The sequence below is a fragment of the Sphingomonas sp. Leaf17 genome (assembly GCF_001421505.1).
GTDB lineage: Bacteria > Pseudomonadota > Alphaproteobacteria > Sphingomonadales > Sphingomonadaceae > Sphingomonas.
This window is the reverse complement of sequence record NZ_LMKL01000006.1, coordinates 330,084-355,514: the sequence shown is the minus strand read 5'-3', so window position 1 is coordinate 355,514 and position 25,431 is coordinate 330,084. Positions and strand designations below refer to the sequence as shown.

31 protein-coding genes are annotated in these 25,431 nt (G+C 66.7%); 20 read left to right on the top strand and 11 right to left on the bottom strand.

The window, feature by feature from the left end; genetic code table 11:
- Positions 1–188: 188 nt before the first annotated feature.
- Positions 189–1,076 (top strand): aldose 1-epimerase family protein, encoded by an 888-nt coding sequence (locus tag ASE75_RS10710; RefSeq protein ID WP_055933133.1) that lies wholly within the window; start codon positions 189–191, stop codon positions 1,074–1,076.
- Between the two features lie 96 nt (positions 1,077–1,172).
- On the top strand, positions 1,173–2,741 hold the full coding sequence (locus ASE75_RS10705) for a peptide chain release factor 3 (protein ID WP_055933130.1): 1,569 nt from the start codon (positions 1,173–1,175) through the stop codon (positions 2,739–2,741).
- 159 nt (positions 2,742–2,900) lie between these two features.
- On the opposite strand, the gene ASE75_RS10700 is transcribed toward ASE75_RS10705, so the two are convergent.
- The 5 genes from ASE75_RS10700 to rpmF all read right to left on the bottom strand — a co-directional run bounded on the left by ASE75_RS10700 (position 2,901) and on the right by rpmF (position 5,902).
- Positions 2,901–3,239 (bottom strand): MerR family transcriptional regulator, encoded by a 339-nt coding sequence (locus ASE75_RS10700; protein ID WP_055933127.1) that lies wholly within the window; start codon positions 3,237–3,239, stop codon positions 2,901–2,903.
- An 8-nt stretch (positions 3,240–3,247) separates the two neighbouring features.
- Positions 3,248–3,553: an integration host factor subunit alpha gene (locus ASE75_RS10695; RefSeq protein WP_055933386.1), complete on the bottom strand. Its 306-nt coding sequence runs from the start codon at positions 3,551–3,553 to the stop codon at positions 3,248–3,250.
- Between the two features lie 101 nt (positions 3,554–3,654).
- Positions 3,655–4,623, bottom strand: a complete 969-nt coding sequence (locus ASE75_RS10690; protein ID WP_055933124.1) for a beta-ketoacyl-ACP synthase III — start codon at positions 4,621–4,623, stop codon at positions 3,655–3,657.
- Positions 4,620–5,690, bottom strand: coding sequence for a phosphate acyltransferase PlsX (plsX, locus tag ASE75_RS10685; RefSeq protein WP_055933121.1), 1,071 nt, complete (start codon positions 5,688–5,690; stop codon positions 4,620–4,622). The genes ASE75_RS10690 and plsX overlap by 4 nt, the downstream gene beginning before the upstream one ends.
- Before the next feature lie 32 nt (positions 5,691–5,722).
- On the bottom strand, positions 5,723–5,902 hold the full coding sequence (gene rpmF, locus ASE75_RS15170) for a 50S ribosomal protein L32 (RefSeq protein ID WP_082463916.1): 180 nt from the start codon (positions 5,900–5,902) through the stop codon (positions 5,723–5,725).
- A 213-nt stretch (positions 5,903–6,115) separates the two neighbouring features.
- Between rpmF and ASE75_RS10680 the strand changes: the two genes are divergently transcribed.
- Positions 6,116–6,559 carry an MAPEG family protein gene (locus tag ASE75_RS10680; protein WP_055933118.1) on the top strand — a complete coding sequence of 148 codons (444 nt, stop codon included), beginning with the start codon at positions 6,116–6,118 and terminating at the stop codon, positions 6,557–6,559.
- A 48-nt stretch (positions 6,560–6,607) separates the two neighbouring features.
- On the opposite strand, the gene ASE75_RS15485 is transcribed toward ASE75_RS10680, so the two are convergent.
- From ASE75_RS15485 to ASE75_RS10665, 4 genes are all read right to left on the bottom strand, one after another.
- Entirely contained in the window at positions 6,608–6,814 is a 207-nt protein-coding gene (locus ASE75_RS15485; RefSeq protein WP_156340383.1) for a hypothetical protein, read from the bottom strand.
- A 354-nt stretch (positions 6,815–7,168) separates the two neighbouring features.
- Positions 7,169–7,537: a 50S ribosomal protein L20 gene (gene rplT / locus ASE75_RS10675; RefSeq protein WP_055933116.1), complete on the bottom strand. Its 369-nt coding sequence runs from the start codon at positions 7,535–7,537 to the stop codon at positions 7,169–7,171.
- 19 nt (positions 7,538–7,556) lie between these two features.
- Positions 7,557–7,760: a 50S ribosomal protein L35 gene (gene rpmI / locus ASE75_RS10670; protein WP_055933113.1), complete on the bottom strand. Its 204-nt coding sequence runs from the start codon at positions 7,758–7,760 to the stop codon at positions 7,557–7,559.
- Between the two features lie 125 nt (positions 7,761–7,885).
- Positions 7,886–8,716, bottom strand: a complete 831-nt coding sequence (locus ASE75_RS10665) for an inositol monophosphatase family protein (protein WP_055933110.1) — start codon at positions 8,714–8,716, stop codon at positions 7,886–7,888.
- Between the two features lie 94 nt (positions 8,717–8,810).
- On the opposite strand from ASE75_RS10665, the gene ASE75_RS10660 reads away from it, so the two are divergent.
- The 3 genes from ASE75_RS10660 (at position 8,811) to ASE75_RS15480 (ending at position 10,779) form a co-directional block, all read left to right on the top strand.
- Positions 8,811–9,344: a peroxiredoxin gene (locus ASE75_RS10660; RefSeq protein ID WP_055933107.1), complete on the top strand. Its 534-nt coding sequence runs from the start codon at positions 8,811–8,813 to the stop codon at positions 9,342–9,344.
- 63 nt (positions 9,345–9,407) lie between these two features.
- Positions 9,408–10,496, top strand: a complete 1,089-nt coding sequence (locus ASE75_RS10655; protein ID WP_055933104.1) for a GGDEF domain-containing protein — start codon at positions 9,408–9,410, stop codon at positions 10,494–10,496.
- Positions 10,497–10,512: 16 nt separating this feature from the next.
- Complete coding sequence (locus ASE75_RS15480) at positions 10,513–10,779, top strand: hypothetical protein (RefSeq protein ID WP_156340381.1); 267 nt, start codon at positions 10,513–10,515, stop codon at positions 10,777–10,779.
- Between the two features lie 39 nt (positions 10,780–10,818).
- Here the strand turns inward: ASE75_RS15480 and ASE75_RS10650 are convergent, their stop codons facing one another.
- A complete protein-coding gene (locus ASE75_RS10650) occupies positions 10,819–11,469 on the bottom strand; it encodes a YbhB/YbcL family Raf kinase inhibitor-like protein (protein ID WP_055933102.1) in 651 nt (216 codons plus the stop codon).
- Here ASE75_RS10650 and ASE75_RS10645 point away from each other — a divergent pair.
- The 6 genes from ASE75_RS10645 (at position 11,437) to ASE75_RS15165 (ending at position 16,050) form a co-directional block, all read left to right on the top strand.
- Positions 11,437–11,928: a hypothetical protein gene (locus ASE75_RS10645; protein ID WP_235512644.1), complete on the top strand. Its 492-nt coding sequence runs from the start codon at positions 11,437–11,439 to the stop codon at positions 11,926–11,928. The two genes, ASE75_RS10650 and ASE75_RS10645, sit on opposite strands and share 33 nt — an antisense overlap.
- 14 nt (positions 11,929–11,942) lie before the next feature.
- Positions 11,943–12,923, top strand: a complete 981-nt coding sequence (ribD, locus tag ASE75_RS10640; protein ID WP_327196315.1) for a bifunctional diaminohydroxyphosphoribosylaminopyrimidine deaminase/5-amino-6-(5-phosphoribosylamino)uracil reductase RibD — start codon at positions 11,943–11,945, stop codon at positions 12,921–12,923.
- Between the two features lie 2 nt (positions 12,924–12,925).
- Positions 12,926–13,546 carry a riboflavin synthase gene (locus ASE75_RS10635; RefSeq protein WP_055933099.1) on the top strand — a complete coding sequence of 207 codons (621 nt, stop codon included), beginning with the start codon at positions 12,926–12,928 and terminating at the stop codon, positions 13,544–13,546.
- Positions 13,533–14,681, top strand: coding sequence for a 3,4-dihydroxy-2-butanone-4-phosphate synthase (gene ribB / locus ASE75_RS10630; RefSeq protein WP_055933097.1), 1,149 nt, complete (start codon positions 13,533–13,535; stop codon positions 14,679–14,681). Before ASE75_RS10635 ends, ribB begins: the two co-directional genes overlap by 14 nt.
- Position 14,682: 1 nt before the next feature.
- Positions 14,683–15,105 (top strand): 6,7-dimethyl-8-ribityllumazine synthase, encoded by a 423-nt coding sequence (gene ribH / locus ASE75_RS10625; RefSeq protein ID WP_055933094.1) that lies wholly within the window; start codon positions 14,683–14,685, stop codon positions 15,103–15,105.
- Between the two features lie 243 nt (positions 15,106–15,348).
- Positions 15,349–16,050 carry a glycosyltransferase gene (locus ASE75_RS15165; RefSeq protein ID WP_082463915.1) on the top strand — a complete coding sequence of 234 codons (702 nt, stop codon included), beginning with the start codon at positions 15,349–15,351 and terminating at the stop codon, positions 16,048–16,050.
- 84 nt (positions 16,051–16,134) lie between these two features.
- Here the strand turns inward: ASE75_RS15165 and ASE75_RS10615 are convergent, their stop codons facing one another.
- Positions 16,135–17,220 carry an alkene reductase gene (locus ASE75_RS10615; RefSeq protein ID WP_055933089.1) on the bottom strand — a complete coding sequence of 362 codons (1,086 nt, stop codon included), beginning with the start codon at positions 17,218–17,220 and terminating at the stop codon, positions 16,135–16,137.
- A 219-nt stretch (positions 17,221–17,439) separates the two neighbouring features.
- Here ASE75_RS10615 and ASE75_RS10610 point away from each other — a divergent pair, with 219 nt between their 5' ends.
- The 8 genes from ASE75_RS10610 (at position 17,440) to ASE75_RS10575 (ending at position 25,427) form a co-directional block, all read left to right on the top strand.
- On the top strand, positions 17,440–18,312 hold the full coding sequence (locus ASE75_RS10610) for a DMT family transporter (RefSeq protein WP_327196314.1): 873 nt from the start codon (positions 17,440–17,442) through the stop codon (positions 18,310–18,312).
- Positions 18,309–18,965, top strand: coding sequence for a COQ9 family protein (locus ASE75_RS10605; protein WP_055933086.1), 657 nt, complete (start codon positions 18,309–18,311; stop codon positions 18,963–18,965). Before ASE75_RS10610 ends, ASE75_RS10605 begins: the two co-directional genes overlap by 4 nt.
- An 86-nt stretch (positions 18,966–19,051) precedes the next feature.
- Positions 19,052–19,333, top strand: coding sequence for a FeoA family protein (locus tag ASE75_RS10600; RefSeq protein WP_055933083.1), 282 nt, complete (start codon positions 19,052–19,054; stop codon positions 19,331–19,333).
- Positions 19,334–21,205 (top strand): ferrous iron transporter B, encoded by a 1,872-nt coding sequence (feoB, locus tag ASE75_RS10595; RefSeq protein ID WP_055933081.1) that lies wholly within the window; start codon positions 19,334–19,336, stop codon positions 21,203–21,205.
- Positions 21,206–21,224: 19 nt separating this feature from the next.
- On the top strand, positions 21,225–21,800 hold the full coding sequence (gene ssb / locus ASE75_RS10590; RefSeq protein ID WP_055933079.1) for a single-stranded DNA-binding protein: 576 nt from the start codon (positions 21,225–21,227) through the stop codon (positions 21,798–21,800).
- A gap of 50 nt (positions 21,801–21,850) precedes the next feature.
- A complete protein-coding gene (locus ASE75_RS10585) occupies positions 21,851–23,368 on the top strand; it encodes a sensor histidine kinase (RefSeq protein ID WP_055933077.1) in 1,518 nt (505 codons plus the stop codon).
- Between the two features lie 25 nt (positions 23,369–23,393).
- Positions 23,394–24,944: an ABC1 kinase family protein gene (locus ASE75_RS10580; protein ID WP_055933074.1), complete on the top strand. Its 1,551-nt coding sequence runs from the start codon at positions 23,394–23,396 to the stop codon at positions 24,942–24,944.
- 117 nt (positions 24,945–25,061) lie between these two features.
- Positions 25,062–25,427 (top strand): CsbD family protein, encoded by a 366-nt coding sequence (locus ASE75_RS10575; RefSeq protein ID WP_055933071.1) that lies wholly within the window; start codon positions 25,062–25,064, stop codon positions 25,425–25,427.
- Positions 25,428–25,431 lie beyond the last annotated feature (4 nt).

Genomic DNA, 25,431 nt, shown 5'->3' with positions numbered 1-25,431 from the left:
AAGGCGAGCGCGACGGCGCGATACCCGCCGTTACACCGTCGCGCCCGACTGGACCCCGGCCTTCGCCGGGGAACAGAAAACCAGATGCCCGTCACTCTCGCCTGCGCGCGAGGGACGAAGACGCGTTGACCGCAGAGCCGCAACACCCGCCCTCGACTTGCCCCCGCCCGAGCGGGTATGGCCGGCGCATGACCGACGCCACCCTAGTCACCATCGCCAGCAACCGGCTGTCCGCCGTGATCAACCCGTTCGGCGCGGAGCTGACGCACCTGCGCGACGCGGCTGGTCGCGAGTTGATGACCGATGCGGATCCCGCCTTCTGGTCGCGCCACGCGCCGTTGCTGTTCCCGGTCATCGGCCGCGTGCACGGCGACGCGATCCGCATCGACGGCACAGGCTATCCGATGCCCAAGCACGGTTTCGCGCGCAACCGCAGCTTCGACATGGTGGCGAACGCCGCCGACCGCGTCACCTTCCGGCTGGAGGCGGATGCGGAAACCCGCGAGGCCTACCCCTTCGCGTTCGTCCTCGACGTGACCTACCGGATCGAGGCGGCTACGCTGGCGATCGACGTCGTCATCGCCAATCGCGGCGATTTGCCGATGCCCGCGCAGTTCGGCTTCCATCCCGCCTTCGCCTGGCCGCTGCCGTACGGACGCCCTCGCGCCGACCACCGCATCGTCTTCGACGCCGACGAACCGGTGCGCTTGAGCGAAGTGACCAAGGACGGCTTCATCGGCGCGGACACGCGCCCGTCGCCGCTCGATGGGCGGACGCTGCACTTGGCCGACGCCCTGTTCACCGACGACGCGCTGGTCTGGGATCCGGTCGCCTCCGACGCGGTCACCTATGGCGCCAGCGACGGCCCGCAGCTGCGGATCACCTTTCCCGACACGCCGAAGCTCGGCATCTGGACCATTCCGGGTGCCGCCTATGTCTGTGTCGAGCCATGGCACGGCATCGCCGATCCGGCCGATTTCGCCGGCGACTATGCCGACAAGCCCGGTATCTTCACCGTCGCGCCGGGTGACACGAAAACGATCGGCCTGCGCGTCGCGCTGGTCGAGGAACCCTAGCCTGTCCTGTCCGGCCCCGGCCGGAGCGTCACCCTGTTGCAAGGGTCCGGCCATGCGTCCGGGCCGACGGCGTGAGCCGTGTCGAAAGCTGAAGTCATGACCCAATTTCCCCGCCGCACCTTCGCGATCATTTCGCACCCAGACGCCGGCAAGACGACGCTGACCGAAAAATTGCTGTATTTCGGCGGCGCGATCCACCTCGCCGGCGAGGTGAAGGCGCGCGGCCAGAACCGCCGCGCCCGATCGGACTGGATGAAGATCGAGCAGCAGCGCGGCATTTCCGTCACCTCCTCGGTCATGACGTTCGAGCGGCAGGGCATCACCTTCAACCTGCTCGACACGCCGGGCCACGAGGATTTCTCGGAAGATACCTATCGCACGCTGACTGCCGTCGATTCGGCGGTGATGGTCATCGACGCGGCCAAGGGCATCGAGCCGCAGACGCGCAAGCTGTTCGAGGTCTGCCGCCTGCGGTCGGTGCCGATCATCACCTTCATCAACAAGGTCGATCGCGAGGGTCGCCCCCCGTTCGAGCTGCTCGACGAGGTGGCCGAGATGCTCCAGCTCGACGTCTGCCCGATGAGCTGGCCCGCCGGCATGGGCGGCCAGTTCGAGGGCGTGTATGACCTCTACGCCAACACGCTCAGCCGGCCCGAGGGCGATAGCCGCGAGTTTCTGGGGAAGGCGCTGCCCTTCACCGGGCTGGACGATCCCGCGCTGGCCGCCACGCTGACGCCCGAGGGCATCGACCGGCTGCGCGAGGAGGCCGAGCTGGCGCAGGGGGCCTATGCCGAATTCGACGCCGACCGCTACCGCGCGGGCGACCTGACGCCGGTCTATTTCGGTTCCGCGTTGAAGGATTTCGGGGTGGCCGAACTGATCGCTGCGCTGGCGGACTTCGCGCCGCCACCACGCCCGCAGCCGGCCGAACCCGCCCCCGTCTCGCCCGACGAGCCGGAAGTGACCGGTTTCGTGTTCAAGGTGCAGGCGAACATGGACCCCAATCACCGCGACCGCATCGCCTTCATGCGGCTGTGTTCGGGCGTGTTCAAGCGCGGCATGAAGCTGACCCCGACCGGCCACGGCAAGCCGATCGCGGTCCATTCGCCGATCCTGTTCTTCGCGCAGAACCGCGAACTGGCGGACGAGGCGTTTCCCGGCGACATCATCGGCATCCCCAACCACGGGACGCTCAGGGTCGGTGACACCCTGTCCGAACGCGCGGCGATCCGTTTCACGGGGCTGCCCAATTTCGCGCCCGAAATCCTGCGCCGCGTCGCGCTGAAGGATCCGACCAAGACCAAGCAGTTGCGCAAGGCGCTCGACGACATGGCGGAGGAGGGCGTGACGCAGGTCTTCTATCCCGACATCGGCTCGAACTGGATCATCGGGGTCGTCGGCCAGCTTCAGCTCGAAGTGCTGCTGTCGCGGCTGGATGCCGAGTACAAGGTCGCCGCCGGGCTGGAGATGGCCCCGTTCGAAACCGCGCGCTGGATCACGGCGGAGGATCCGGCCGAGCTGAAAAGCTTCATGGAAATCAATCGCGGCGCGATGGCCAAGGACCGCGACGGCAACCCGGTGTTCTTGTCCAAAAGCGCGTGGGAAGTGAACTACATCGCCGAACGCTACGCCAAGGTGAAGTTCGCCGCGACGCGGGAGCGGTAGGGGGTATTTGCCACCCCCGTCATTGCGAGCACGGCGAGGCAATCCAGCGCGTAACGGGCGACCCCGAGTTGCTTCGCTGTGCTTGCAATGACGGAGTGCGGTGTCGACATACAACCGGCAGGGTAGCGCGGGGCGTGCCCCCCCAGCCAATCCTAAACCCTACCGCCCATCCTCGACCAGCGCACCGGCCAGCAGGTCGCGGATCGCGCGCAGCGCGTCCATGGGGGATGCCGCGGCGGCGCGCCCGTCTTCGCGTTCCAGCAGTTGCTGAACGCCGCGAATGGTATAGCCGTCGCGGTTGAGCAGGCCGTCGATCCGCCGGACCAGCGCGGTATCCTCCGGCCGGTAATAGCGGCGGTTGCCCGCGCGCTGCATGGGGCGCAACTGGGGAAAGCGCGTTTCCCAGTACCGCAGGATATGCTGCGGCAGGCCGGTTTCGCGCGACAGTTCGCCGATCGTCCGAAATGCACCCGCCGCCTTGGACGTACCGGCCGCCATGCCTAGGGCTATCCGGCCGCGACGATGCGGTCGCGCATCATCTGGCTGGCGCGGAACGTCAGCACGCGGCGCGGGGCGATCGGCACCTCGACCCCGGTCTTGGGATTGCGGCCGACGCGCTCGCCCTTGTCGCGCAGTACAAACGTGCCGAAGCCGGAAATCTTGACGTTCTCGCCGCGCGACAGGGCGCCGCACATTTCGGCCAGAATATGTTCGACGATGCTGCCCGAATCCGCGCGCGACAATCCTATCTCGCGGTGCAGCGCATCGGCCAGATCAGCGCGGGTCAAGGTTCCCGCAGGCTCCGTCGTCATATCCATTCCGTCCACTCCCCCGAGCCTTACAGCCTATGGCTTACACCCGAGACGGGATGACTGAAAGATGTTTGTCATCCCGTCGGGTCGACCGGGGTGCATCAGAACCGGACGATTGCGGCACCCCAGGTAAAGCCGCCGCCCATCGCCTCCAGCACGACGATATCGCCCTGTTTCACGCGCCCGTCGCGCACCGCTACGTCGAGCGCCAGCGGCACCGATGCGGCCGAGGTGTTGGCGTGAATGTCGACGGTGACGACGACCTTTTCCGGCGCCAGGCCCAGCTTGCGCGCCGTCGCATCCAGGATGCGGGCGTTGGCCTGATGCGGCACGACCCAGTCGACATCGTCGCTGGTCAGCCCGGCCAGCGCCAGCGTCTCGGTCATCACCGACGCCAGATTGACGACGGCGTGGCGAAACACCTCCCGCCCCTTCATCCGCAGCTTGCCGACCGTACCGGTGGTCGACGGTCCGCCATCGACGTACAACAGGTCGTTGTGGCGGCCGTCGGCGTGCAGCCGGGTCGCCAATATGCCGCGCCCGTCGGCGTCGGCGCTGTCCTGCGCGGCGAGCACGATCGCACCCGCGCCATCGCCGAACAGGACGCAGGTCGTGCGATCCTCCCAGTCGAGGATCCGGCTGAACGTCTCCGCACCGATCACCAGCGCGCGTTTCGCCACGCCCGACCGGATCATGCTGTCGACGACCTGTACCGCGTACAGGAAGCCGGAACACACCGCCGCCACGTCGAACGCCACGCAGTCGTTGATGCCCAGCATCGCCTGCACCTTGGTCGCGGTCGCCGGGAAGGTCTGGTCCGGCGTCGCGGTCGCCAGCACGATCAGGTCGATATCGCCGGCGTCGATCCCGGCGGCGGCGATCGCCGCGCGGGCGGCGTCGGCGGCCAGCGTCGCGGTCGTCTCGCCGTCGCCCGCGATGTGGCGGAAGCGGATGCCGGTGCGCTCGACGATCCAGTCGTCGGACGTGTCGACCCGCTCGGCCAGTTGCGCGTTCGACACGCGGCTGGCGGGCAGGGCCGATCCCGTGCCGAGGATCACCGATCGGATCATGCGGCGTCCGCCGTCGATCGCGGAGACGGCGTGGGCGCGGGCATCCGCGACTCGACGCTGCCCAGATCGTCCAGAATCCGGCGGGTCAGGTCGTCGCGGACCATCTTGGCCGCCGCCCCGATCGCGGTGGCCACGCCGCGCTCGTTCGCGCTGCCATGGCTTTTCAGCACCAGCCCGTTGAGACCCAGGAAAACCGCGCCATTGTGGTTGTTGGGGTCGAGATGCTCGCGCAGCAACTGCGTCGCCGGCTTGGAGATCAGGAAGCCGATCTTCGAGCGCACCGAACTGCGAAACGCGCGTTTCAGCAGGTCGGCGACGAACCGCGCGGTACCCTCGGCGGTCTTCAGCGCGATGTTGCCGGAAAAGCCGTCGCAGACGATGACGTCGACATCGCCGCGCGACAGGCGGTCGCCCTCGATGAAGCCGGTGAACTTCAACGGCAGATGATCCGCCCGGCGCAGCGCCTGCGCCGCGTCGCGGATCGAATCGGTCCCCTTCATGTCCTCGCTGCCGATGTTCAGCAGCGCGACGCGGGGCGAGGCGAGATCCATCGTCGTCCGCGCATAGGCCGCACCCATGACCGCGAACTGGACGAGGTTGCGGGCGTCGCACTCGGTATTGGCGCCCAGATCGAGCATGACGACGTCGTTGTCGCCCAGCGTCGGCAGCAACGCCGCCAGCGCAGGCCGGTCGATACCGGGCATCGTCCGCAGCGACAGCTTGGCCATCGCCATCAGCGCGCCGGTATTCCCGGAGGATACCGCCGCGCCCGCCCGCTTCTGCTTCACCAGGTCGATCGCGACGCCCATCGACGTGACCTTGGCCCGGCGAATCGCCTGGCTCGGTTTGTCGCTGGATCCGACGACTTCGGGCGCGTGGACGATTTCCGAATGCTGCGCCAGATTCGGATGCGCCTTCAGCCCATCGCGAATCGCCGATTCGTCGCCGACCAGGAAAAATCCCATGTCGTCGAAACGATGCCGCGCACGCGCGACACCGGCCAGCATGACGGCCAGCCCGTCATCCCCGCCCATCGCATCGACGGCGATCCAGGCGCGCTCGGGCATGGTCGTTACGTCCTCTTTACCGGTGGCGGGCCTCAGCCCTCGACCGAGAGAACGGCCCGACCGTTGTAATGGCCGCACGACTGGCAAAGATTATGCGGGCGCTTCAGTTCGCCGCAGTTCGGGCATTCCTGAAACGAATCGATGGTCAGCGTGTCGTGCCCACGACGCATGCCGCGCTTGGAGGGCGAAGTCTTTCTTTTGGGGACGGCCATTGCGGCACCTTGTCTTGAACTGAATGATAGCGAAAACCGACACGATCGAACGATCAGGGCACCGCCGCAACCGACTCGAGGGCCGGCCGCGGCAAAAGCCATGAACCGGCCGAACGCATCGCGAAGTGAGGGGCCTATAGCGATTTCGGCCTGCGTTGCAAGCAATCCGGCTATATCCGGCGGCAGACACGCAGGCTGGGTGGGGGAAAGAGCATGATACTTCCGGTGACATTGACGATCGCGGCGGCCGCCGCCGTCCTGAACCTGTGGCTCGCGATGCGAATCGTGCGCGGCCGGTTCCAGACCAAGGTGATGACCGGCGACGGCGGCGACGCGATGATGCTTGGCCGCATGCGCGCGCAGGCGAACTTCATCGAATACGCGCCGTTCGTGCTCATCCTGATGGCGCTCATCGAACTGGCGGGTGGCTCGGCCACGGTGTTGTGGGGCATCGGTGCGGTGTTCGTGGCGGCGCGGATCGCCCACGGGCTGGGCATGGGCGGCAAGACCCCCAATATCCTCCGCGCGGCCGGTGCGCTGGTCACCTGGGCCGTGCTGGCGGGCCTTGCAGGCTGGGCGCTGGCGTTGGTGTATTACGGCTATGCCAGTCCTGTACCCACCGGGGTAATCACGCTGGACGCTACGGTGCGCGGATAGCGGCTGTGGTTGTCTTCAGATCCAGACGTTTACGTCCGGAAGTGGTGGTTAGCCGCCGTTGGTTTTTGCGACCCGGAACGGATGTTGCGGGTTTCTGCGGACGAAGTCGTCAACCTCCCGCAAGCGCTTCGGGAAAGGCTCCGCCTCTTGCCAGCGCGTGTGATTTACAAAGCGAAACCCAGCAAACCAGAGCGAACGCACCTTGGCCCATTGCTCGTTGTCGGACTTTTTTGGCGCCTTGAACGCACGCCCCATTGAATGAAGCGCCGCGCCACATTCCGGGCACTTACCAGTAGCTTCGTCCGGCAGCTTCCATGACTTATGGCAGTCGAAGCAGGCGTGTGGCCAAAGGCAGAGTGGCCCTCGATGGTAGGGAGCGCATGTCATCACATGCGGTGCCCTGTCCCTCGTCGCAGCACGAAGCTCCATCAGTCTTTCTTTGGAGGGAGGCTGGGCCATCCGACTGACATGCGATGATTCGGCAAAGGTGCACAAGTGGGCGAACGCGGCCAATCCGATATGTCGGGTTACCAAACGAGATACGCATCAAAAAGGGCACCGGTGTCGCCACCGATGCCCTTTTCGTTACCAAACCTTGATCGCGTAGGGTTACGCGGCCTCGGCGGGCAGTGCGGCCTTCGCCTGTGCGACGATGGCGCTGAACGCAGCGCCCTCATGCATGGCGATGTCGGCCAGAACCTTGCGGTCGAGCTGGATGCCGGCCAGCTTGCAGCCGTGCATGAAGCGCGAATAGGTCAGGCCCTCGGCGCGGACGCCGGCGTTGATGCGCTGGATCCACAGGCCGCGGAAGGCGCGCTTCTTGACCTTGCGATCGCGGTACGCATACTGGCCGGCCTTTTCGACGGCCTGGCGGGCGATGCGGATGGTATTCTTGCGGCGGCCATAATAGCCCTTTGCCTGTTCAAGAATCTTCTTGTGCTTGGCGCGGGTGGTAACACCCCGTTTTACGCGTGCCATTGTCTAATTCCTTCTCAGCTCAACGCAGGCCGTAAGGCGCCCAGGCCTTCACAGCGGCCGTATCGGCCTTCGACAGCACCTTGGTGCCGCGATTCTGACGGATGTACTTGCCGTTGTGGTGCAGCAGGCGGTGGCGCTTGCCGGCCACGCCATGCTTCAGCAGGCCGGTCGCGGTGAGCTTGAAGCGTTTCTTGACGCCGCTCTTGGTCTTCAGCTTGGGCATTTTGGTCCTTTCGGTTTTCGAACCCTCGCTACAATCGCCGCGGCAGCCCACACTGGCCGGGCGATTCTTTCGACGCGAACGTTCGAGGAAGCGGGCCGCATAGACGCAAGTCGGGCCGAACGCAATCAGTCGTGATCGTGATGCCCATGGCCGCCGTGCCCATGGCGTGCGTGGAGCGCCTCCAGCACGTCGTCGACCCGCGCCGGATCGCCGATCGCCAGAACGCGCCCGTCGCTGTCGGCGGTCAGCGGGTCGCCGTTCCAGTCGCACATGCGCCCGCCCGCGCCCTCGACGATCGGGGCCAGCGCGGCGAAGTCATACAGCTGCAGGCCCGATTCGCAGACGATGTCGAGATGGCCCGACGCCAGCAGCCCGTAATTGTAGCAGTCGCCGCCATAGACCGGCCCCTGACGTGGTTTGCCGGCCGATGCCGCGGCGATCAGCGCCATGTAGGCGTCGGCATCGCCCTCGCCGAACAGATGCGGGCTGGTGGTCGCGACGATCGCCCCCTCCAGCGCGGGGCAGGCGCGGGTTTTCGCGGGCGCGCCGTTGAACAGGGTCGTGCGGCCGGCGGCACCCACCCAGCGCTCGCGCGCGATCGGCTGGTCGATGATGCCCAGCAGCGGCCAGCCATCCTCGACCAGCGCGATCAGCGTACCGAAGATCGGGCGGCCGACGGTGAAGCTGCGGGTGCCGTCGATCGGGTCGAGGATCCAGCGACGGCCGGTCACCCCCTCCTTCACGCCGAATTCCTCGCCGACCACGCCGTCGCCCGACCGTTCGGCGTCGAGCAGCCGTCGGATCGCGCTTTCGGCCGCGCGGTCGGCCAGCGTGACGGGCGATCCGTCCGCCTTGGTCTCGACGCCGTGCGGCTGGCGGAAATAGGGGCGGATCGCCGCACCCGCCGCATCGGCGAGGGTGCAGGCGAAGTCGATATCGGCTTGAGTGACGCGCATCGCCACCGCCTATCGGTTCCGGGCGGTACGGGCAATGGACGGGTCGCGTCCAAGCGCCTAGCGTCACGCCATGCCTTCCTCGGAGTTTTTCCCAATGCGCAATCTTGCTGTCGCTGCCGCCCTGATGCTCGCCGCATCCCCCGCCGTCGCCGCGCTGTCGCCGGGGTCGAAGGCCCCCGACTTCACGACGCGCGGGGCGATGGCCGGCAAGGTGTCGACGATCCATCTGGCCGACCAGCTGAAGAAGGGGCCGGTGGTCCTGTATTTCTTCCCCGCCGCCTTCACGTCCGGGTGCAGCGCCGAGGCGCGCGCCTTCGCCGAGAAGATCGGCGCGTTCAAGGCGGCCGGCGCGACCGTCATCGGCATGTCCGCCGATCCGATCGAGCCGCTGGTGAAGTTCTCGTCCGCCGACTGCGCGGGCAAGTTCACCGTCGCCAGCGCCGGCCCGGCGGTGGTCGCGGGGTATGACGTCGCGCTGGGCCGCAAGATGGCGGGCCGCGAGATCACCAAGCGGACCAGCTATGTCATCGGCCGCGATGGTCGCATCGTGTTCGTCCATGACGACATGAACCCGGCCGAGCATGTCGCGCTGACGCTGGCCGCCGTGCAGAAACTGCGCGCGCGGTGACGCAATCATAACCAATCCGGACCTAAGCTGCCCGCCGACGATATCAAAGGCGGTGAGGAACGGATGCACAGCGCGAATACGGCGCAGATATGGCTTGAGGGGAGTACCGACGACGATCTGTTCGATCGTGTCGGTGCCTTCCTCGCCGCCAATCGACTGAGCGCGGAGCCGACGCATTATGCGTTCGCGCACGAGGTGCTGCGCGATCCCGGCAGCGCGATCGCGCTGGCCGTCGCCCGCCTGACCGAGGACGGCGTCCGCCTGACCCGGCAGGATATCGAAGCGCTCGGCGGCATCGTCGCGACCGGCCGCCCGACCGATCCGCACGCGACCATCGCGGTTGCCGGCGTGTCGCTGATGGCGGTCGTGCCGCCGGTGCCGACTGCGGCGAACGACGAGGCCGACCGTCTGGTCGCCTCCACCCAGTTGCAGGTCGCCGATTTCGCGGCGATGGTCCGTGCGATCCATAGCGAAACCGCCGATTTCGGGCGCGACCTGGCCGAAAACGCGCAGGCGCTGACCCTGATTCCGGTCAATGACTTTTCGTCCGAGATCGCCCGGCTGGCCGCCACCATGGTGTCGCGGGTCCGTGACGCCGAGATCAGGCTTGCCGCTGCGGTGCAGGAGTCCGAGGATCTGCGCGTACGGCTTGAGGAGGCGCATGACAGTGCGCGCCGCGACCCGATGACCGGCCTGCCCAATCGGCGCGCGTTTCAGGAAGCGTTCGACCGGTCCACCGCAACCGGCCTGCCCCGATTGGTGGCGATCTGCGATGTGGATCGGTTCAAGCGGATCAACGACGAATTCGGTCATGCCGTGGGCGATCGGGTCTTGAATGCGATCGGCCGCATCCTGGTCGACGATTGCGCCGGTCAGGTTGTGTCGCGCTACGGCGGCGAGGAGTTTGCGATCCTGCTGACCGGGGTCGAGCCGAACGCCGCGTGCGCGATGCTGGAAGCCGCCCGGTCCAGCGTTCGCGCCAAGCGATTTCGCTGCCGCGATACCGATCGTCCGATCGGTCAGATCACCCTGTCGGCGGGGCTGGTCGAGGTGGAAGCGGACGAGGCGATGGACGAGGCGCTCAATCGTGCGGACCGGCTGCTCTACGCCGCGAAGGCCAATGGTCGCGACCGCATAGAGATGCGGAAATAGATCGCCATATTGTGGCGTGAACCGCCGCGACGATGTGGCGCTTTTTGCCAATAATGAAGCGGCGGCGTCTCAAGGCTCTGATATAACGCGAAACCCAAAACTGGCACGGCGCGTGCAAACCCTTCTGGCATCGGCACCGAACAGGTCGGATGCCGACAAAAAGGGACACACCGCCATGACCATCCGTTTTGAAGCCGCCCGCATCGTCGCTTCTGTCGCCGCCGCCTTCTTCTTCGCTGCCGTCGCGATCAGCGCCGCCGTACCCGTCCTCCCCGTCGCCTGAACGGGTTTCGACACAGCATATAAGGCACCGTCAGGCGGATCAGGCCGGGGCGACGGACCCCGGCAGGCCGGAAAACGAGCCGCCGCCCGTGACCGGCGCATCCGCCACCGCACCGCGTGCATACCGGCCCACGAGCAATCCCGCCGCCAGCACATGACCCGTCATCGCCTCGACCAGCGCCCCGCGCCCGGGGCTGTCGCCCGGATCCGGTGTGGTCGCGTCCAGCGCGAACAGCTGGAACGCATAGCGGTGGTCGCCGTGCCCGGTCGGGGGATCGGGCGGCAGCCAGCCCTCGCGCAGATAGGAATTGCGACCGACGTCACCCTGCGCATCGCCCGCGCCCTCGGCCACGATCGCACCTTCCGCCAGCCGGCCGGTATCGGCGGGGATGCCCCAGATGATGGCATGAACCAGCGGTTGCAGCGCTGGCGCGTCGGCATCCTCGACCAGCAGCGCGAATGACGCGGTGCCGGTCGGTGGCGCGCTCCAGACCAGCGGCGGGGACACGCCTTCGCCATCTGCGGTGAACCGCGCCGGCATCATCGCATCCTGGGCAAAGGCGGGGCTGGACAGCTCCAGCGTCGCATGACCGATGTCGACTAGGCCGGGTTGCAGCACGGTCAGTTTCTCCGCCCCGGCGCGGACGTTGACGAGGGCATGGCCAAGCCAGGCCGGAATATGTTCGAGCATCGCCGCAATTCTCCTCTGCCTGGGGGGACAACGCGCAAGCCTGTCCGGCGTATCCGCCCGGCACAAGCCTTGGGGCTGGCCTTGGACGGGCGGCGCGCCTATCTTCGGTTCATGAACTTCCTGCGCAACATGTCCCCTGTCCGGGCGTATCGCGATCTGCGGGTCTTCCTGGCGGGCCGCGAGCGTTACGAACTGGGTTTCCTGGTGGCGGCGATGCTGGTCACCGGGTTCTTCGTCTACGCCTTCGCCAAGGACTCCTATTTCGCGCCGGCGTACAAACCCAACATCATCTATGTCGAACAATGGCCGGCAACGCGCACCGACGCCGAGATCCGCGCGCAGCAGAAGATCGACGCGGTGACCAAGGCCAAGCGCCTCGCCGAGCAGAAGGCGCGGGAGGACGAGGTGCGTGCGGGCTTCAAGAAAATGGATGACCGGATGACGTCCTGGGGGCTGTGACCCCCGACCGGTCCATGGATGCGCGCTGGATGGGCGTCGCGCTGGCCCTGTCACAGCGAACGCGCGGGCGGACCGCCCCAAACCCCAATGTCGGTTGCGTCATCGTGGCTGATGGTCGCGTTGTCGGCCGTGGCTGGACCCATGCAGGGGGGCGTCCCCATGCTGAGGCGATGGCGCTGGGGCAGGCGGGCGCCCGGGCAGCGGGTGCCACCGCCTATGTCACGCTGGAACCCTGCGCGCACCGATCGGCGCGGGGGGCGGCGTGCAGCGACCTGCTGGCGGCGGCGGGCATCGCTCGCGTCGTCGCCGCGCTCGGCGATCCCGACCCGCGCACCGATGGATCGGGTTTTGCCCGGCTGCGGGACGCCGGGATCCCGGTCGATGTCGGTGTCCGCGCAGCCGAGGCCGCGCGGTCGATGGCCGGGTTCCTGACGCGCCGCGCGCTTGGTCGACCCTTCGTGACGCTGAAACTCGCCACCTCGCTCGACGGGCGGATCGCGATGGCCGACGGGGCCAGCCGCTGGATCACCGGACCCGGCGCGCGCGCCCACACGCATCTCGAACGTGCGCGCCACGAGGCCATTCTGGTCGGGCGCGGTACGCTGGAGGCCGATGCGCCGATACTCGACGTGCGGTTGCCGGGGCTGGCGGATCGCTCGCCCCTCCGTGTGGTGCTTGGCCACCGGCACGCGGGCGATACCCGCTCCGGCTGGCAGTGGATCGACTCGCCCGCGGCGATCGCCACCCTGCCCGACGCCGACCATGTGCTGGTCGAGGGGGGGGCGCAGACCGCCGCTGCGTTCCTCGCCGCCGATCTGGTCGACCGGCTGGTGCTGTACCGCGCACCGATCCTGATCGGCGGGGGGGTGGCCGCGTTGGGCGACATCGGCCTGACCGGTCTGGCCGCCGCGCACGGACGCTGGGCCTTGTACGATTCGCGGATGCTTGGCAGCGACCGGCTGGAGGTCTACGAGCGCCTGCGAAACGAGGGTTGAGGATGTTCACCGGAATCATCACCGATATCGGGCGCATCGCCCGCGTCGACCAGCGCGGCGATACGCGCGTGGTCGTCGAAACCGCCTATGACATGGGCGACGTCGATCTGGGCGCGTCGATCGCCTGTTCGGGCGTATGCCTGACCGTGGTCGACAAGTCGGCGGCGGGCAGCCCCGGCTGGTTCGCGGTCGACGTGTCGGGTGAGACGATCGCCCGCACCGCGCAGGGGCAGTGGACGCAAGGCCGCCGACTGAACCTGGAACGCGCGATGAAGCTGGGCGACGAGCTGGGCGGCCATATCGTCACGGGCCACGTCGACGACATGGCCGAGGTGACGTCGGTGACGGCGGAGGGCGATTCGAAACGGATCGACATCACCGTGCCCGCGACCCTCGCGCCGTATCTGGCGACCAAGGGATCGGTGACGGTCGACGGCGTGTCGCTGACCGTCAACGGCGTCGATGACGACGGCCCCGTCAGCCGCTTCTGGATCAACGTGATCCCGCATACCCAGGCGATGACCACGATCGGCGGTCTTGCTGTCGGCGATATCGTCAACATCGAGATCGACGTCCTCGCCCGTTACCTGCAACGCATGGAGCATTATCGTGCAAAAGCCTGAAGTTGCGCGCCTGCGCCACGCGTTTCTGTCGACCCCGGAGGAAATCATCGACGAGGCCAAGAACGGCCGCATGTTCATCCTGGTCGATGACGAGGACCGCGAGAACGAGGGTGATCTGGTCATCCCCGCGCAGATGGCGACCCCGGAAAAGATCAACTTCATGGCCCGCCATGGTCGCGGCCTGATCTGCCTCGCGATGACCAAGACGCGGGTCGAGCAGCTTGGCCTCGGCCTGATGAGCCGCCACAACGGCACGCGCCACGAAACCGCGTTCACCGTGTCGATCGAGGCGCGGGACGGGGTGACCACCGGCATTTCCGCCGCCGACCGCGCACGCACGATCGCGGTGGCGATCGACGCGGGCAAGGGTGCGGACGAGATCGTGACGCCGGGCCATGTCTTCCCGCTGGTCGCGCGCGACGGCGGCGTGCTGGTGCGCGCCGGCCATACCGAGGCGGCGGTCGACGTGTCGCGCCTTGCCGGCCTCAATCCCTCGGGCGTGATCTGCGAGATCATGAACGAGGACGGGACGATGTCGCGGATGGACGACCTCGTCACCTTCGCGCAGTTCCACAATCTGAAGATCGGCACGATCCGCGACCTGATCGCCTATCGCCGCCGTCACGACCATCTGGTCGAGAAGCGCGCGGAAATGATGTTCGAGAGCAAGTGGGGCGGCGACTGGCGTGCCATGACCTTCTTCAACAAGGCGACCGGCGACGAACAGATCGCGCTGGTGAAGGGCCGGATCGACCCGGATTCGCCGACGCTGGTCCGGATGCACACCCTGTCCTATTTCGTCGACGCGTTCGGCGAGGCGAACGAGCGGTCCGGCCTGCTATCGCGTTCGATGGAACTGATCGCCGAGGAGGGCACCGGTGTCATCGTCGTCATCAACCGGCCGATGAAGGACAGCGTCTCGCGCTTCATCCGCCTGCGCGGCGAGGGCAAGAGCGCCGGCGCGCCGGAAGTCGAGGAACTGCGCGATTACGGCATCGGCGCGCAGATCCTGGCCGATCTGGGCGTGCAGGACATGATCCTGCTGACCAACACCCACCACACGCTCGTCGCGCTCGAAGGGTACGGCCTGTCGATCGTCGGCGAGCGTCCCATTCCCGGCACCGGAGGCGAATGACATGGCCCATATTTTGATCGTCGAGGCGCGATTCTACGACCATCTCAACGACCTGCTGATCGAGGGCGCGAAGGCGGCGATCGCGGCGGCGGGCCACACCCACGAGGTCGTGACCGTGCCCGGCGCGCTGGAAGTGCCCGGCGCGATCGCGCTGGCCGACGCGAGCGAGACGTATGACGGCTATGTCGCGCTGGGCGTCATCATCCGCGGCGAAACCTATCATTTCGAGGTCGTGTCGAACGAGAGCGCGCGCGGCATCATGGCGCTGACGCTGGAGGGCATCCCGATCGGCAACGGCATCCTGACCGTCGAAACCGAAGCGCAGGCGCTGACCCGCGCCAGGGTCAGCGAAGGCGACAAGGGCGGCGGCGCGGCGAAGGCGGCCCTGGCGATGCTCGCGCTGCGGGAGCGGTTTGCGGGGTGACTTGTAACAAGGGTTTTGCTCAAATACCAATTGTGGCATAATTGCCCTGTAGTTGAGAGAAATTCAGTTATTTTCGGTTACAATTCGCAAGTTGACGTTATCAATCGCAACACGGTAGCTAAAAATTAGGGTAGAGCGTCTCGAACATCATGCCCGGTAAAAAATCTAAAAACTAACTGTCGAGCACTAGCAAGATACAGTGTCGCAAAGCAGCATGATTCCATTCTAGATTTGAGGTAGATAATGTTGATTTCGATAGTTAGTCACTATTACAATAATCAGCGATCAATAGAAGGGATGCTGGAGTCATTCCAGCGCCTTGATTCAGCATATCCAAATTATTTCGATTTTATTTTGGTCGATGATCACAGTAGTGAAAAAATAGATAATTCTATTTTTGAAGGTATAAAAAATCTTCGAGTTTTTAGGATTGTCGAAGATATCGCATGGAACATGCCAGCGGCTCGAAATATTGGCGTTAAGGAAGCAAAGAGCGATAAAATTCTTCTCATCGATGTTGATCATACTATCAAGGGTGAAGATATCGATAGTTTTGTTGAGGATGCTGGCAACCTCAAGCGGGGAGAAGTGGCTCGCTTTAAACGATTCAGACTTAGCCCTGAAAAAGAATGGTACGAGATCAAGAGCCACATCAACAGTTTTATGATACATAAGGCTGATTTTGATGAAATTGGCGGATATGACGAGCAGTTCTCAGGTCGATACGGTGGCGAAGATTCTTTTTTCAAGTTTTGCTGTGAACGGCATAACTTCAAAGATATCGTGGTGGATACGCCACTTTATGTAAGTGGAAAGAGTACTGCGGGCCTTGATCGGGATAACAGCGAAAATCGAAAAATATATCTAAGCTTGGTCGAGCGAAATATCGGAAAACCGCAGAAGACCATGCTTTGCAGTTGGGATCAGATTTACCCGACGAAATAATCTTTTGAATTTAACGGTCAGATCAGAACCATGTTTCCCACCGTCGCAATGACGATGGGAAACATATCTGTCAGATTTTGACTCTTAAACCGTGGCCGCTTCCAGCGCCGGGTAGTCGATGTACCCCTCCGGTCCCTGGCTGTACCACGTCTTCATGCTGTCGGCGGCCAGCGGGGCGTTCTGGCGGAAGCGTTCGGGCAGGTCGGGGTTGGCGATGAACGGGCGGCCGAAGGTGATCGCGTCGGCCTTCCCCGCGGTCAGATCGGCATCCGCTTCCTCTCGCGTGTAATCCGAGTTCAGGACCAGCGGGCCGGTGAAGACCTCGCGGATCTGCGGCGACAGCTTGGGCACGTCGGTCTTGCCGAAGGTGCCGTCCGGGCCGGGTTCGCGCAGTTCGAGGAAGGCGATGCCGATCGCTGACAGCGCCCTGGCCGCCGGCACGAAGACCGATGCCGGATCGCTGTCGTCGACGCCCTGCGATTCACCATTGGGCGACAGGCGCACGGCGGTGCGGTGGGCCCCGATCGCGGCCGCGACCCGCTCGGTCACCTCGATCAGCAGGCGGATGCGGTTTTCCGGCGAGCCGCCGTACCGGTCGTCGCGCAGGTTCGCGTTGTCGCGCAGGAACTGGTCGATCAGATACCCGTTGGCGGCATGGATCTGCACCCCGTCGAACCCGGCGGCGATGGCATTGCGCGCCGCATGCTCATACTCCTCCAGCAGGCGCGGGATCTCGTCGAGGGTCAGCGGGCGCGCAGTCTCGAAATCCTGCTTGCCCTCATAAGTGTGCGCCTGGCCCTGGGTCGCGGTGGCCGAGGACGATACCGGCTGCTGGCCGATCACCGACGAATGGACCTGCCGTCCCATGTGCCACAGTTGCGCGATGATCCGGCCGCCGGCGGCGTGCACGGCGGCGGTGACCGGCTTCCAGCCCTCGACCTGTGCGTCGGACCACAGGCCCGGCGCGAACGGCCAGCCAAGACCCTCGCGGCTGATGCCGGTCGCTTCGGAGATGATGAGGCCGGCACCGGCGCGCTGTGCATAGTAATCGACCATTATCGGCGTCGGCACCGCATCACGGTCGGCACGTCCGCGTGTCAGCGGGGCCATGAAGATCCGGTTGGGGGCGGCGATCGCGCCGAGCTGGATGGGATCAAAGACGGTCGGCATCGGAATTTCCTTACAAACGACTTGCAAACGAATAGTCTTAAAAACTGACGGATCGCAGATGGGGCGTTACAGGGCGGGATGCACCGGCCCGAACGACCAAGAAAAACTATTCCCCCCACAAAGACGTCGTTTGCCCGATCGCGAAAACCGGCTTTTTCGGATGGGCCGCGCATAGCCGCGCCGGCACGGCCGCGGGCGGGTGCCGGCGCCGTCGCTGCGTTGATCGTCGCTAACCTGGCACTGGCGTTCGGTCCGTGGTTCGTCCGGATGGCGGATACCGGCCCGGTTTCGTCGGCGTTCTGGCGGATCGCGCTGGCCGCGCCGGTGCTGGCGCTGGCCGCGCTGGCCGGTGGCGCGCGACCCCGACGGCTCGACGCGCGGTTGTGGACGGTGCTGGTGGTGGCGGGCGTGTGCTTTGCCGGTGACCTGGGGGCGTGGCATATCGGCATCCTGCACACGACGCTGGCGAATGCCACGCTGTTCGGCAATTCGGCCACGTTCATCTATCCGATCTATGGCTTCCTGATCGTGCGCGCCTGGCCGTCGCGGTTGCAGGCGCTGGCGCTGGTGCTGGCGGCGGCGGGGGCGATGCTGCTGATGGGGCGCTCCTATCAGCTGGATCCGCGCAATCTGGTCGGCGACCTGTTCTGTCTGCTGGCGGGCATTCTCTACACCGCGTATTTCGTGCTGATGGCGCGCGCGCGGGACAGCCTGGCTCCGTTGTCCGCGCTGGCGATGTCGACGCTGTTCAGCGTCGTGCCGCTGCTGCTGTTCGCACTGGCGATGGGGGAGCGGATCCTGCCGGCGACCTGGACGCCGCTGATCGCGCTGGCGCTGTGCAGCCAGGTGCTGGGGCAGGGGCTGATGGTGTATGTGCTGGGCAAGTTCACGCCGCTGGTCATCGGCATCGCGCTGCTGATGCAGCCGGTGATGGCGGGGGTCATCGGCTGGATCGCCTATGGCGAGCGGCTGGGGCTGGTCGATCTGGTCGGGGCGGGGATGGTCGGCATCGCACTGGTCATGGTCACGCGCGCGGCCCCGGTTGCGCCGCGCGACGCCGGGGCTATCTTGGGGACGGGAGACGAACGATGACGATGGAAGACGCGACCCTCGACGAGATCCGCGCCGCGCTGGCCCCGGGAATCGCGACCAACGCCGCGTTCGACGGCTGGGGTGACGCCGCGCGCGACATGGCGGCGGATGCGGCCGGCGTCGATCGCGACATTGCCCGCATCGCCTATCCCGGCGGCGCGGTCGACATGATCGACGCCTGGTTCGCCGATGTCGACCGGGCGATGATCGGTGCGGTTCCGGCCGGCGCGATCGCCGCGATGAAGATCCGCGCGCGGATCACGGCCCTGGTCGAGGCGCGGCTGGATGCGGTTGCGCCGAACCGCGAATCGTTGCGCCGCGCGCTCGCCATCCTGGCCATGCCGCAGAACATCGCGGTGGCGGCGCGGCTCGGCTGGCGGACGGTCGACCTGATCTGGCGGATCGCCGGCGACACCGCGACCGATTACAATCACTATACCAAGCGGACGATCCTGCTGGGCGTCTACGCCGCGACGATCAACGCGATGCTGACCGACGACAGAGACGACCTGGCGGAAACGCACGCCTTTCTGGGGCGGCGTATCGACGGCATCATGCGGTTTGAAAAGGCCAAGGCCGGGTTTACCCGCCGCACCCGCCACACCCCCAGCCTTGCCCGCTTCATCGGGCGGTTGCGCTATCCCGTCGTGTAACCGTCCCGGCGGTGTCGGCCCGGGCAGTGTTGGCGGGGGTGTGATGGGTAATTGATAATCAATCGCATCACCGATATAGCCACGACATGCCCAGCCCGACGCAAGCCGATCTCAGCCCCGCCGATCTCAGCCTCGAACGCCTGCCCCGCAACCAGCGCGCCACCGTCGCTGTGATCGAGTGGGACCGGCTGGCCGTGCCGGAGGCCCGCCGCCTGCGCGAGCTGGGGTTCGATGAGGGCGTGGGCGTCGAGGTGCTGCACCGGGCCACGCTGGGACAGGGGCCGATCGCCTGTCGCATCGGCCGGATGACCGTGGCGCTGCGCCGTGCGGTTGCCGGTGCCATCCACGTCGCACCGCTCGCCGGATAAATGAACGCTGCACCGCTGGTGGCGCTGGTCGGTAATCCCAATGCCGGCAAGAGCGCGCTGTTCAACGCCCTGACCGGTGCCCGGCAGAAGGTCGGCAATTATCCCGGCGTGACGGTCGAGCGCAAGACCGGCCGGCTGGTGCTGGCCGACGGGCGGCCGGTCGAACTGGTCGACCTGCCCGGCGCCTACAGTCTCGACCCGTCCTCCCCTGACGAACGCGTCACGCGTGATGTCGTGACCGGAACGCAGGATGGCGAGCGCCTGCCCGATGCGCTGGTTGTCGTCCTCGACGCCGCCAATCTCGACAATCACCTGCGCTTCGCGTTGCAGCTGATCGCGCTCGGCCTGCCGGTCGTCGTCGCGCTGAACATGGTCGACCTGGCCGAGCGTGACGGGCTGACGCTGGATACGCAGGTGCTGGAACGCGAACTGGGCGTGCCGGTGATCCCGACCGTCGCGGTACGGCGGCGCGGGCTGGACGACCTGTCGGCGGCGATCGGCCGGGCGACCGCCACGCGGACCGGCGACATCGTCCGCCTGCGCGCGTCGGACGGCAGCATCGCCGAGGATATCGTGACGCTGCAACGCCGCGCGCGCCGCATCGCCACCGCCGCCACCGTGTCGGAAACGCCGGGCCGTCGCTGGAGCCACACGCTCGACGCGGTGGCGCTGCACCCGGTGTCGGGGCCGATCGTACTGGTCGCGCTGCTGTTCATCATGTTCCAGGCGGTATTCACCTGGTCGGAGGCACCGATCGGCTGGATCGAGGGCGGTTTCGCGCTGCTCGATGGCTGGATCGACGGGGTACTGCCGGCCGGCGTCTTCCGGTCGTTCCTGACCGACGGGCTGATCGCCGGGGTCGGCGCGGTCATCGTCTTCCTGCCGCAGATCCTGATCCTGTTCGCGTTCATCCTGGTGCTGGAGGCGACCGGCTACATGGTCCGCGCCGCGTTCCTGATGGACCGGCTGATGGCGCAGGTCGGCCTGTCGGGCCGGGCGTTCATACCCCTGTTGTCGTCCTTCGCCTGTGCCGTCCCCGGCATCATGGCGACGCGCACGATCGACGACGAGAAGGACCGGCTGACCACGATCCTGATCGCGCCGCTGATGACCTGTTCGGCGCGGCTGCCGGTCTATACCATCATCATCGCCGCCTTCATCCCCGATCGCCGCGTCCTGCCGTTCGTCGGGTTGCAGGGACTGGTCCTGCTGGGTCTCTACGTCATGGGCATCGCCGGGGCGTTCGTCGCCGCGCTGGTCCTGCGCCGCACCGTGACCAAGGGCGCGTCGTCCGGCTTCATGATGGAGATGCCGAAATATCAGTGGCCGCGCCTGCGCGACGTGCTGCTGGGCCTGTGGCAGCGCGCGGTCGTGTTCCTGAAACGTGCCGGTACGACGATCGCGCTGACGACGATCGTGCTGTGGGCGCTGCTCAGCTTCCCCAAGCCGCCTGAGGGCAGTGCGGTGTCGCCGGTCAACTATTCGATCGCCGGCCGGATCGCCAACGGGCTGGAGGTCGTCGTCCGGCCGATCGGGTTCAATCGCGACATTGCGCTCGCGCTGATCCCGGCGATGGCCGCGCGCGAGGTTGCGGTGGCCGCGATCGCCACCGTCTATGCCATCGACAATCCCGAGGCCGAGCGGGGGCAGGTGGCGATCACCGAGCGGCTGAAGGCGGGCTGGAGCCTGCCGACCGCGCTGGCCTTCCTGATGTGGTTCGTCTTCGCCCCGCAGTGCATATCGACCATCGCCGTGACCCGGCGCGAGACGAATGGGTGGAAGTGGCCCGCGTTCATGGTTGGCTATCTGTTCCTGGCCGCCTATGTCATGGCCGGAATCACATACTGGTCCGCCGTCGCGCTGGGCCTCTAGCCAATCAACGGAGCGTTTCATGGCCGGTAGCGTCAACAAGGTCATTCTGGTCGGCAATCTGGGGCGCGACCCGGAAAGCCGCTCGTTCCAGAATGGCGGCAAGGTCGTCGAACTGCGGATCGCCACGTCCGAATCGTGGAAGGACAAGAGCTCCGGCGAACGCAAGGAAAAGACCGAGTGGCACACGGTCAAGATCTTCAACGAGGGTCTGGCCAACGTCGCCGAGCGGTTCCTGCGCAAAGGATCGAAGGTCTATATCGAGGGCGCGCTGACCACCCGGAAGTGGCAGGATCCGCAGGGTAACGACCGCTATTCGACCGAAGTGACGTTGCAGGGTTTCAACAGCGTCCTGACGATGCTCGATGGTCCGAACGGCGGCGGCGGGGCCGGGGGCGGTGGCGGCGCGCGCGGTGGCGGCGACGACTTTGGCGGCGATTACGGCGGCGGTGGCGGCCAGGGCGGCGGATCGTCCTATGGCGGCGGCAGCGGCGGTCGCAGCAGCGGCGGCGGGAACGCCGGCGGTCGCGGCGGGTTCAACCAGGGTGGCGGGGCCGGCGGCTTCGCCGACGATCTTGACGACGACGTACCGTTCTGAACCCCAAGGCGACCCGTTTCTAGGATTGTGACACGACACACGCTTCCATCATGACCGACGCTCCTGCCGACGCCGAGACACGGGCGCGTGTCATCGCGTCCTACGATGTCGACGGTGCACGGGCCGGCGGCGAGCTGGATGATATCGTCAATTTTGCCGCCGAGCTTTGCGCAGCCCCGGTATCGCTGATCTCGCTGGTCGAGGAGGAATATCAGCGGTTTCTCGCGCGGCGCGGTATCGAACTGGATTCGACTCCGCGCAGCCAGTCCTTCTGCGCCCACGCCATGCACGGCGCGGCCATCATGGAAGTGCCGGACGCCACGCAGGACGCGCGGTTTGCCGACAATCCGCTGGTCATCGGCCCGCCGCATATCCGTTTCTACGCCGGGACACCGCTGGTTTCGAGCGAGGGTGTCCCGCTTGGCGCGCTGTGCGTCATCGACAGCGTCCCCCGGCCCGAGGGGCTGACGCCGATGCAGCGTCGCGGCCTGGCGGTGCTGGCGCGCGGGGCGATGAGCCGGCTCGACGACCGCCGGACCGCGCGCGAACAGGGTATTGCCGAACGCGAGTCGCGCCGCGCGCTGGAAGAAAGCGACATGCGCTTTCGCACGCTCGCCGATTCCATGCCGCAGATGGTCTGGTCGACGCTGCCCGACGGGTTCCATGATTATTACAACGCGCGCTGGTACGAATATACCGGGATGCCGGTCGGATCGACCGATGGCGCGGCGTGGAACGGCATGTTTCACCCCGACGATCGGGATACGGCCTGGGCGGCGTGGCGACACTCGCTGGCGACCGGCGATCCCTATTCGATCGAATATCGTTTGCGGCACCGCGACGGCACCTATCGCTGGGTGCTGGGTCGTGCCCTGCCGATGTACGGACCGGACGGCACGATCCAGCGCTGGTTCGGCACCTGCACCGACATCCACAGCCAGAAACTGGCGCTGGAGGAACGCGAGATCATCAGCCAGGAGCTGAGTCACCGTATCAAGAACATCTTCGCGGTGATTTCCGGCCTGATCGGTTTTTCCGCGCGCGGTCGGCCGGAGTTCGCGGGCATTGCCAACGACCTGCGCCAGCGGATCACCGCGCTGGGCCGGGCGCATGACTTCGTGCGACCACACAGCGCCCAGTCACAGCCCAGCGCCCAGCAGGACAGCCTGACCGGGCTGCTCGCCGACCTGTTCGAGGCGTATCAGCAGGGTGACAGTCCGCGCATCATCGTCCGTGGCGACGACATCGCGATCGATGACCGGTCGGCCACGCCGATCGCGCTGCTGTTCCACGAGCTGGCGACCAACGCGACCAAATATGGCGCGCTCTCCACGTCGGACGGGACGGTCGCGCTGACCATCCATACCGGTGCCGTCACGCACGACCTGGTCTGGCGCGAACGTGGGGGGCCGGCCGTGTCGCCGCCGACCAAGACCGGCGGTTTCGGCAGCCAGCTGATCGAACTCAGCGCCGTCCGTCAGCTGGGCGGCACCGTCACCCGCGACTGGGCGCCGGAGGGCCTGACGGTGACGATCGCCATTCCCGTCGCGGCGTTCAGCCGCGCCTGACCATGGGACGGCGGCCGGCACGGGCATGTTGAAGGCGCTGAGCGCCGTCGTGCGTGACCGGGAGCGACTGACCGAGATCGTCGCCATCGCCACCCGGCACGGTCTGGGTGCGCTGCTGCACCGGCTGGGGATCGCGACCGACGGCCCGGATACCGGCTCCAACCCGGATGACGACACCGCGCTGCCCGATCGCGTCCGCCGCGCGATGGAGGATCTGGGGCCGACCTTCGTCAAGCTGGGCCAGATCCTCGCCACGCGCGGCGACCTGCTGACATCGGACTGGATCGCCGCGTTCGAACGGCTGCACAGCAATGCGCCGACTCTGCCCTTCGGCGTCCTGCGCGATGCGGTCGAGGCGGCATTGGGTGAGCCGCCCGAGACCGCGTTCGCAACGTTCGATCCTGCGCCGCTGGCCGCCGCGTCGATGGCGCAGGTTCACCGGGCGACCCTGCACGACGGGCCACAGGGCAAGGGACGGGCGGTCGTCCTGAAGATCCGCCGGCCCGGCATCCGCCCGCGCATGGAGGCCGATCTGCGGCTGATCGCGCAAGCCGCCGCGATCGTCGAGACGACCAGCGTGGAGGCGCGTCGCTTCGCGCCCGTGGCACTGGTCCGGCAACTGGCGCAGGCGATGCTGGAGGAGCTGGATTTCACCAGCGAAGGCCGCAACGCGGACCGGTTGCGCGCCGATTTCGCCGATGATCCGCGCGTGGTCGTGCCGGTCATCCACTGGGCCTGGACGTCCGAAACCCTGCTGGTGATGGATTTCGTCGACGGCGTTCGCCCGACCGATGGCGCGGCCCTGCGAGACCATGGGATCGACCCGGTGGCGATCGCCGGTCTGGGCGCGGACGTCGTGCTGGACATGGTGCTGATCCACGGGCGGTTTCATGGCGATCCGCATCCCGGCAACCTGCTGTGCCTGCCCGGCGACCGCATCGCGCTGCTCGATCTGGGCATGATCGGCCATGTGCCGCCGCGCCGCCGGGTGGAGGTGATGGGTTTTGTCCGGGCGCTGGATGCGGGCGACTCGTCGGCGCTGGCGGATATTCTCACGCGCTGGTCGCAGCCGACCGATGTCCCGCCCGCCCGGATCGCCGCCGCCGCCGATCGTCTGGCGGCGCGGCATGGCGGCGGGCCGCTGGTCCTGTCGGCGGTCGTCGCCGACATCCTGCCGCTGATGCGCGACGAGGGGCTGACCCTGCCGCCCGACCTGTTGCTGCTGTTCAAGGCGCTGGTGACGATCGACGGGGTGCTGGCGCGGATCTGTCCCGGGTTCGACATGACGGCGGCGGTCCGGCGCGCCTCGTTGCGAATTGCGAAGGAACGGCTGTCGCCCGACCATTGGGGACCGATCGCAACCGCGCTTGCCTGGGATCTGGCGGCGGTCGGTGACGACGCGCCGCGTCTGGTGCGGGCCGCAGTCCGGCTGCTGGAGGACCGGGCACAGGCCGCGCGGCCCGACCCCGCCGCCGATCCGGTCGCGCTGGCGGTGACGCGCGCCGGGCGCTGGATTGCGCTGGCGATCGGGGCGGCGGGCGTGGCGATCACCGCTGCACTGACTTTGGCGCATTGAGGATGGCGCACTGAGGGCGCGTTGCCGGTGGGGGAACGTTACGCGGGCGCGACGGTTTATCGGGCTGAACCAGGATCGGCCCATGCGCGGCCGACCCCGCAGCCAAGGAACCGCATCATGAACGACGACCAGTTCAAGGGCACGATCCGCAACGTCACCGGCAAGATCGAGCAGGGCGCGGGCAACATCGCCGGCAAGCCCGGCTGGCAGGCCGATGGCATCGTCGACCAGATCGCCGGCAGCGCGCAGCATGCCTATGGTGCCGTCAAGGACGCGGTGCGGGGCGCGATCGACGATGCGCCGACGCTGGCCGATCGCGGCGGCGCGCAGCTTCGCGCAACGGCGGAGCAGGCCAAGGATGCCGCCCAGCGTGGCGGGGTCGCCGTCCGCGCCTCGGTCGAGGACAGCCCCGTTCTCTGGGCCGCCGCCGCAGCGATCGGTGCCTATGCGCTGGCCTGGGCGATCCACGGCCGCCACGACTGACCGG

Excerpts from the sequence above, each read along its gene's own strand:
- ASE75_RS10665 (WP_055933110.1), bottom strand. The coding sequence starts at position 8,716 with ATGCGCGTCACTCAAGCCGATATCGACTTCGCCTGCACCCTCGCCGAT.
- ASE75_RS10605 (WP_055933086.1), top strand. The coding sequence starts at position 18,309 with ATGACGATGGAAGACGCGACCCTCGACGAGATCCGCGCCGCGCTGGCC.
- plsX (WP_055933121.1), bottom strand. The coding sequence starts at position 5,690 with ATGCCCGAGCGCGCCTGGATCGCCGTCGATGCGATGGGCGGGGATGAC.
- ASE75_RS10655 (WP_055933104.1), top strand. The coding sequence starts at position 9,408 with ATGCACAGCGCGAATACGGCGCAGATATGGCTTGAGGGGAGTACCGAC.
- ASE75_RS10695 (WP_055933386.1), bottom strand. The coding sequence starts at position 3,553 with ATGACGACGGAGCCTGCGGGAACCTTGACCCGCGCTGATCTGGCCGAT.
- ASE75_RS15165 (WP_082463915.1), top strand. The coding sequence starts at position 15,349 with ATGTTGATTTCGATAGTTAGTCACTATTACAATAATCAGCGATCAATA.
- ASE75_RS10705 (WP_055933130.1), top strand. The coding sequence starts at position 1,173 with ATGACCCAATTTCCCCGCCGCACCTTCGCGATCATTTCGCACCCAGAC.
- feoB (WP_055933081.1), top strand. The coding sequence starts at position 19,334 with ATGAACGCTGCACCGCTGGTGGCGCTGGTCGGTAATCCCAATGCCGGC.
- ASE75_RS10650 (WP_055933102.1), bottom strand. The coding sequence starts at position 11,469 with ATGCTCGAACATATTCCGGCCTGGCTTGGCCATGCCCTCGTCAACGTC.
- ASE75_RS10585 (WP_055933077.1), top strand. The coding sequence starts at position 21,851 with ATGACCGACGCTCCTGCCGACGCCGAGACACGGGCGCGTGTCATCGCG.
- ASE75_RS10600 (WP_055933083.1), top strand. The coding sequence starts at position 19,052 with ATGCCCAGCCCGACGCAAGCCGATCTCAGCCCCGCCGATCTCAGCCTC.
- ribD (WP_327196315.1), top strand. The coding sequence starts at position 11,943 with ATGGATGCGCGCTGGATGGGCGTCGCGCTGGCCCTGTCACAGCGAACG.
- ASE75_RS10700 (WP_055933127.1), bottom strand. The coding sequence starts at position 3,239 with ATGGCGGCCGGTACGTCCAAGGCGGCGGGTGCATTTCGGACGATCGGC.
- rplT (WP_055933116.1), bottom strand. The coding sequence starts at position 7,537 with ATGGCACGCGTAAAACGGGGTGTTACCACCCGCGCCAAGCACAAGAAG.
- rpmI (WP_055933113.1), bottom strand. The coding sequence starts at position 7,760 with ATGCCCAAGCTGAAGACCAAGAGCGGCGTCAAGAAACGCTTCAAGCTC.
- ASE75_RS10710 (WP_055933133.1), top strand. The coding sequence starts at position 189 with ATGACCGACGCCACCCTAGTCACCATCGCCAGCAACCGGCTGTCCGCC.
- ASE75_RS10660 (WP_055933107.1), top strand. The coding sequence starts at position 8,811 with ATGCGCAATCTTGCTGTCGCTGCCGCCCTGATGCTCGCCGCATCCCCC.
- ribH (WP_055933094.1), top strand. The coding sequence starts at position 14,683 with ATGGCCCATATTTTGATCGTCGAGGCGCGATTCTACGACCATCTCAAC.
- ASE75_RS10580 (WP_055933074.1), top strand. The coding sequence starts at position 23,394 with ATGTTGAAGGCGCTGAGCGCCGTCGTGCGTGACCGGGAGCGACTGACC.
- rpmF (WP_082463916.1), bottom strand. The coding sequence starts at position 5,902 with ATGGCCGTCCCCAAAAGAAAGACTTCGCCCTCCAAGCGCGGCATGCGT.
- ASE75_RS15485 (WP_156340383.1), bottom strand. The coding sequence starts at position 6,814 with ATGGGGCGTGCGTTCAAGGCGCCAAAAAAGTCCGACAACGAGCAATGG.
- ASE75_RS10575 (WP_055933071.1), top strand. The coding sequence starts at position 25,062 with ATGAACGACGACCAGTTCAAGGGCACGATCCGCAACGTCACCGGCAAG.
- ASE75_RS10635 (WP_055933099.1), top strand. The coding sequence starts at position 12,926 with ATGTTCACCGGAATCATCACCGATATCGGGCGCATCGCCCGCGTCGAC.
- ASE75_RS10645 (WP_235512644.1), top strand. The coding sequence starts at position 11,437 with ATGGCCAAGCCAGGCCGGAATATGTTCGAGCATCGCCGCAATTCTCCT.
- ASE75_RS10680 (WP_055933118.1), top strand. The coding sequence starts at position 6,116 with ATGATACTTCCGGTGACATTGACGATCGCGGCGGCCGCCGCCGTCCTG.
- ASE75_RS10690 (WP_055933124.1), bottom strand. The coding sequence starts at position 4,623 with ATGATCCGATCGGTGATCCTCGGCACGGGATCGGCCCTGCCCGCCAGC.
- ssb (WP_055933079.1), top strand. The coding sequence starts at position 21,225 with ATGGCCGGTAGCGTCAACAAGGTCATTCTGGTCGGCAATCTGGGGCGC.
- ASE75_RS10615 (WP_055933089.1), bottom strand. The coding sequence starts at position 17,220 with ATGCCGACCGTCTTTGATCCCATCCAGCTCGGCGCGATCGCCGCCCCC.